2 protein-coding genes are annotated in these 6,763 nt (G+C 51.0%); both read right to left on the minus strand.

Going from position 1 to position 6,763, the window contains the following annotated elements; genetic code table 11:
• Positions 1-4,197 (minus strand): PAS domain S-box protein (locus tag RMO52_RS17675; RefSeq protein ID WP_310416812.1); only part of this gene is annotated, 4,197 nt, incomplete at its 3' end.
• Positions 4,198-4,421: 224 nt separating this feature from the next.
• Complete coding sequence (nblS, locus tag RMO52_RS17680; RefSeq protein WP_310416816.1) at positions 4,422-6,368, minus strand: two-component system sensor histidine kinase NblS; 1,947 nt, start codon at positions 6,366-6,368, stop codon at positions 4,422-4,424.
• Positions 6,369-6,763: the final 395 nt, after the last annotated feature.

Here is a 6,763-nt window from a genome sequence, read left to right on the forward strand (position 1 = left end):
CAGCGGAAATGTGTCTTCCCAACATTCACCCGTTTCAAAGCAGTGGCGGATATGTGTGACAACTCGATCGACATGTTCGGGATGATGAACGCTTTGCCATCCCCAGCCCTGCATTTGGGCTAATGTGGTGCCAGTGTATTCAAACCAGCGACTGTTATACCAGAAGATCCAGCCGTTTTCGTCTGTCATCCACGCAAACTGAGACATATTATCTGCCAAGGTGCGGAATCGCTCTTCACTCTCGCGTACTGCTGCTTCAGCGCGTTTGCGATCGGTAATTTCTTGGACGACAACATTAATCCCCGCAACCTGTCCGGTTTCATCCCTGAGCGGATAGCAATTTTCGATCCAAGTCCGCTCGACTCCAGGTTGAGCTAGAGTTTCACCACTAAGTTCGAGATTTAGCAGTGGCTCTCCGGTGGCGATGACGCCATACAGGAGCGGTTCGTTTTCATCGGCTACAAGCGGCACGATTTCGCGCAGCGTGCGCCCGATATGGTCGTCAATATCGATACCGTTAATTTCTGCTAGCTGCTGATTGAGGCGGACATAGCGCAAGTCTCGATCGAGAATTGTTAGCCCGATGGGCGCAGTTTGATAAATTGCTTCGATTTCCATCAGTTGGCGTTGCACGAGTAATTGACTCTCATATAGCTCTTCCTCGGCGTGTTTGCGTTCGGTAATGTCGGTATTAAAGCCAACGACTTTGAGCAGTTCTCCTTGCAGATCGTACTGGAAATAGCTGCGATCGGACACCCATTCCCAGTGCCCTGCCGCATGGCGGATGCGATATTCGCTCTCAAATCGATCGACTCCCACTGGAGCGGCTCGGAACTCCGATTGGGTGCGCTCTAAGTCGTCGGGGTGCATTCGCTCCGTCCACCAATCATTCGTTGGTGGCACATCTTCAGGTCGAAAGCCCAGCAGCTCGAACAATCCTTTGGAGCGATAGATGATTTTAGTTGGCAGATCCCACTCGTACACTGTCCCCCTTACGGCTAGCATCGCTGACTCAAATCGGGCGTTGCTCTGCGCTAGGTTAGCTTCACGTAGCTGTAGCTGCGATTGCAATCGTTTGAGTTCGGTAACATCGGTAAATGTTGCTACACAGCCGCGCACTGCGCGATCTTCGTCAAATAGCGGCACGGCAGTTATTAGCCAGTCAAATGTCGCTCCGTCAGATCGCACCATTTGGATTTCGACATCTCGAATCGCTTGCCCTTGGGCGGTTGCCAGTTGCATCGGCAGTTGGTCGCCAGGGATTTCTCGCCCGTCGCGGTATTGACGGAATGGTAAAGTTTCGGCTTCTGCTCCAGTTGCCGAAACGTTGGTATCGGGTGACACCGTTAGCATAGTTTGACCGAATCGATTAGCACGAATGACGTTACACTGCGGGTCGTCAGCGATCGCGACCCCCACGGGCAGCGTATCGAGGATCGTTTGTAGTTCGTCAGTTTGCTCGGTCAGCTCGTGGTTGAGCTGGTGAATTTTCAGCTCGGCGACTTTGCGATCGGTAATATCGATCGCTACCCCGATAATCTGTTGGGTAGCTCCTGCTGGCGTTCTGTTAAATGCAGTGCCAGAAGTGAGCAACCACCGCCATTCACCATTTGCATGTTGCGCTCGGTATTCCAACTCCCGCGCTTTTTCACCTTGTGCCGTATCGAATCCTGCTAGATACGCCATCATGCTGGCTAAATCGTCTGGATGTATGAGATTTGGCATCACATCCGACCCTTGCTCTTGCAGTTGCGCTGGCGTATAGCCCAACACTTCTAAGGAGTGGCGATTCATATAGATGTTACGCTGCTCGATGAGATCGTAGACATACACCAAACCGGGCACGGTTTCGGCGATTTTTTGGACGAATTGCTGGCTCTGTTGCAAAGCGGCTTCTACTTGCTTGAGGTGGGTAATATCGGTATTGGTGCCCACCCACTCGACAATTTCCCCCGCCGGGTCGCGAACTGGCTGGGCGCGACAGAGATACCACCGTTGGGAATTATCACCACAATTCCAGCAAAATTCGGTTTCATAGGGCATCCCAGTTTGCATAGAGAGCTGCCATAACCGCTGAGTGGCAGCAAATTCATCGGGATCTACCTGACTCCATCCGAGTGCTGTCGCTGCTGGAAAAGACATGCCGTAGTAATTGAGCCACTGTTGATTGTTAAAGCGGAATTCACCATCGGCTCCGAGTACCCACACCGCATGAGGAATCGCATCGACGATCGACTGCAATCGCTGCTGACTCTCGACCAGAGCAATTTCGGCTTGTTTGCGATCGCGAATATCGAGCATCACCCCGACAAACCGCATGGCTACCCCTGCCTGGTTGTCGAGGAATCTTCCAGTTGAGGCAACCCACACGACTGCTCCAGTGTCAGCGCGTACCAACCGATATTCGATCCGATAGAGCGATCGCTCCCTCTGGGCAGTTTCCCGTGCCTGCATCACCGCTGCGAGATCGTCAGGATGAATCCGGCTCAACCACATCTCGATGGTAGGTGCGCCAACATTAGCTGGATCGTAGCCCAAAATCTGGAAGTGTTTGGCAGACCAGATCGTTTTACCCGTGGACAGATCGGCATCCCAGGTTGCCATATCTGCGGCTGTAAGTGCCAAACTCAGCCGTTCTTCACTCTCCGACAAGTTCTCGATCGACCGCTTGCGGTCGATCGTAATACTAGCAATCTTAGTCCCAAATTCACCCAGTCGATATTCCCAATCAGTCGGCAATCGCGCCTCACCAAAGCACAACATCAGCGAACCGAGGGGTAAATTATCAATCCCCACAATCGGTACGGAATGACAAGCCCGAATGCCATGGGCGATACACAAATCCCGCCAGCTTTGCGGCCAGGATTGGTCACTCGCAAGATCGGGACAAGTTACAGGCTCACCACAATATCCAGCCGTATCACAAGTGCCGTTCGCGAAGCGGTTCTGAAGAAAAATCGCCAGCTCGTTAATCGGCGCATCCTTGAGTCCTTCGCTCAGAGACGGCGGGAAATCTGGAGTAATCGATCGGGGAAACTTCGAGCGGAGATCGTCAGTCAGTAGCACACAGGCACGGGTGTGGGGGCTGAGGTTGGCGATCGAGCTACACATAGCACTCAGACACTCATCTAGCGGCTGACCCGTAGCAACCGCCTCCAGCAGTCGCGTCTGTTCGGCGAGGATCGATTCGTGCTGTTGACGATCTAACTCCGTCACAATCCGACTGGCAAAGATGGTTAGTAACGATTCGGCTAGATGCACGTTTGCTAACGGTTTACCATCCATGACGCCCAGCAATCCCAACACATTACCATTGGCACCACAGAACGGAATCGACATATAGCTCTCGACAGCCAGCGGTTTTAGCAACGGCGCATTCGGAAACTGAGCCTGGACATTGCGGGGATAACAGCAAAGTTTACGCTGCTCGATCGCTTCCCAGCACGGCGTATCTTGCAACCGATATTCCAGATTCTCGACGATGTTACCGCGATCGCATGTGGCGATCGTGCGCATCATTTTCGGCTCAGTCCCCTCCACCAAACCAATATAAACATAATCAGTCCCCAAGACTTTGGCAAAGTGCTTCACCAGTTCGTCGAAAAATGCCCCACCCGTCACCCTCGCGACACCTTGGGTAATCTCTACTAGTGCGGCATCGACGCTCGCGATTTGCTGCGCCGCCAAGCGCAGTTCTAGCTCCGAAACGACCATTGCCGCCAAATCCCCTAAAGTAGCCTCTTCCTCGGCGGTTAAAGGGTCGTGGGGCACAGTATCGAGCAGACACAGCGTACCCAAATTAAAGCCATCTCGATCGATCAAGGGCGCACCCGCATAAAACCGCGCCGCTACTTCGGCTTGTACGAACGGATTGCAGGTAAAGCGATCGTCGAGTCGCGTATCAGGAACGATTAGCGGCTCATCGGACAACACGGCAACATTACACAGCGCATCGTTGCGGCAGACTTCAGCAGCACCAAAACCAATGCTGGACTTGAACCAAGCTCTCGACTCATCCACCAGCGAAATCAGCACGGTAGGCTTCTTAAACAGTCGCGCGGCAAGAGCGGTAATGCGATCGAACGCTGCTTCAGGAGGTGTATCGAGGACTTGATAGCGATACAGTGCCGCCAGCCGTTCGGTTTCGTTGGTAGGTAAGATCGGATTGACAGGCTGTGCTTGTACTGAGTCAGTCATGGTATTGCCTGCGGGGGCGATTAATGCTGGTAGGCTGGGGGTATGGGGGGATCGTCGGCTGCTCCTATTTTATAGCTGTTGAGCAATCGCCGCAAAACCCGGCATCCTTGAGATGTTGGGTTTTGCGGTTGTATCCTGAATAGTTTCCACTTGTCAATCAGGGCGCGGACAATAAAATAGATAGTCGATTTATAACTTTGTTTTGATGCAAGATGTGACTAACTTTAGCTATCGACATTTACAGCTAACAACTGGGGATTTTCGATCGGCTCGGGGCGAAGTTGATAGATTGCTAGATCGAACCAAAACGTAGTGCCCACGCCGACTTCACTGGTAATATGAACTTGACTGTGATGTTTCTCGATGATATTTTGGACGATCGAGAGTCCCAATCCCGTACCTTCAAGGGTGTGAACGCGGTTTTCGACGCGGAAGAAGCGATCGAAGATCGCCGCACAATCTTCAGGATCGATGCCGATGCCCGTATCGACGATTTCCACTCTGACGACAGGCGAAACAATCTCATCAGCCGCTTCACCAGTCACTGCGGCTCGGTAAGCCCGAATTGTCACTTTCCCATCGGCTTTGGTAAATTTGAGGGCGTTGCCGACCAGATTTGCTAGCACCTGGAGGATCAGATCGTAGTTACCCAAGACGGATGGCAGATCGGGTTCGATATCTTGACACAGTTCGATCCCTTTATCTTTGGCGTTGAGCTGATAGGTACGGAGAGTTTGTTCGATCGATCGATCTAGCTCCACCGCATCAAATAAATAAGTATGGGAGGATTCGAGCTTGGATAAATCCAAGACATCATTCACCAATCTTGTCAACCGATCGGTTTCGCGATTGGCAGTATCGAGAAATTCACTCCGCTCCTCTTTAGTCAATTCATCCCCGTATTCATGCAGGGTTTCGATAAATGATTTGATATTAAATAATGGCGTTCTCAGTTCGTGAGAGACATTACTAATAAAGTGACTTTTAGCTTCATTTAATTCGACTTCCCGAGTAATATCTTGAACGGTCATCGCGATCGCCCGGACATTTTCTTTGATCGGATCGAGCACGTTGGTAATTAAGATTCTTACCGTTCGTTGTGCGGGATGGTTGAGCGTAATCCGAAATTCTTCACCATCGAGTTTACCCGCCGCCACTTGATACAGCGGACGCGTGAGTTCGGCAGATACGCTGCCAGGTAGGACATGCAGGACGTTAGCACCGTCTAAATCCAGATGATCCCACCCGAAAAAGCGCCGCGCATTGGGATTGACTAGGACGATCTGGAGATTATTATCGATTAAGACCGCACCATCGGCGATCGTCGAGATCAGGGTTTCTAGCTTAGCTTTTTCGGCAGTTAATTCGTCGATATTTTGTTCTTCAAATATCTCCAACTTTTCCGCCATTTCATTAAAACTACCGATCAGTTCGCCGAGTTCGCCACCCAAGGGTAAATCGATCCGTTGCTTGAAATTTCCCGAGGCAATATTCTTAACACCCGAAAGTAATTCTTTGATCGGCTTGGTAATTTGCAGCGCATTAAATACCGCACCCAAAATTACCATCACCCAAATCGAGACGAATACCGCGATCGTCACATCGCGCGTCAGTCCGCTCGACGCAACTACGGTAGGATTGGGATTGATGCCGATCGCCAGCGTACCGATAAATTTGCCGTCATGCTCGATCGGTACGAAGACATCAGTCACGATCCCTTCGGGTGTCTGGTGTTGGCGGACTAAAGGCAGATCGCGGCGTCCGTTACTTTCGGGTAAATGAATCCGCCGCTCGATCATTAGGGAATTTTGGACTTCTGACTCGGAAAAAGGAATCCCCAATCGAATACTCCCCAAATCGTCCGCATACAGGATGTACCGCAGGCTCGATGTGCTGTGATAAAACCGATTGGAGAACCGCGCGACGCTAGTTAGGTCGTTTTCCGCGATCTGGGGGGCAATATTTGCCGCCAGCAGCAGTCCTAAATCTCTACCAAACCGCGTGTCATTGATCCGCGCATCGGCTTGAATGGTATTTACCGCCCAAAAAGTCAAGCCACTGACAATCAACGACACCGCCAAAGTGGCTGCTCCCATCAGTTTAGTCTGGAGTGTGAACTCCATCCACCAATGGCGAATGATATCGCGCAATTTGTCGAACATGGCTCGCATGACAGGGATAAGGGATGGTGAAGAGGATATTGGTGAGAAATGTTGTGTGGTGACGCTCCGCATCCATACTCATGCACTTACAGATCTAAGTCTGTATTCACTCCTACTATAACAGCGATTACCTAACGGTAGGCTACGCCAACGCTTGAATGGCTCGGAGATCGAGTGTCATTGGCAAAGAGGTAAGAGGTAATAGGTAATGGGTAATGGGTAAGAGGTAATGGGTAAGAGGTAATAATTTTTTCGATCGATCCCTCGATCTGTCGTCTTCTAGTTAGAGATTGGCATGAGAATTGGAGCGATTTTTAGTCAGGATTGCTAATTAGGAGCTGACACAATTGCCGAAAATCATCGCCGCGATGCTCGAAGCTAGTATATTGGTCGAAACTCGCACA

Source organism: Chamaesiphon sp. OTE_8_metabat_110 (assembly GCF_031382685.1).
Lineage (GTDB): Bacteria > Cyanobacteriota > Cyanobacteriia > Cyanobacteriales > Chamaesiphonaceae > Chamaesiphon.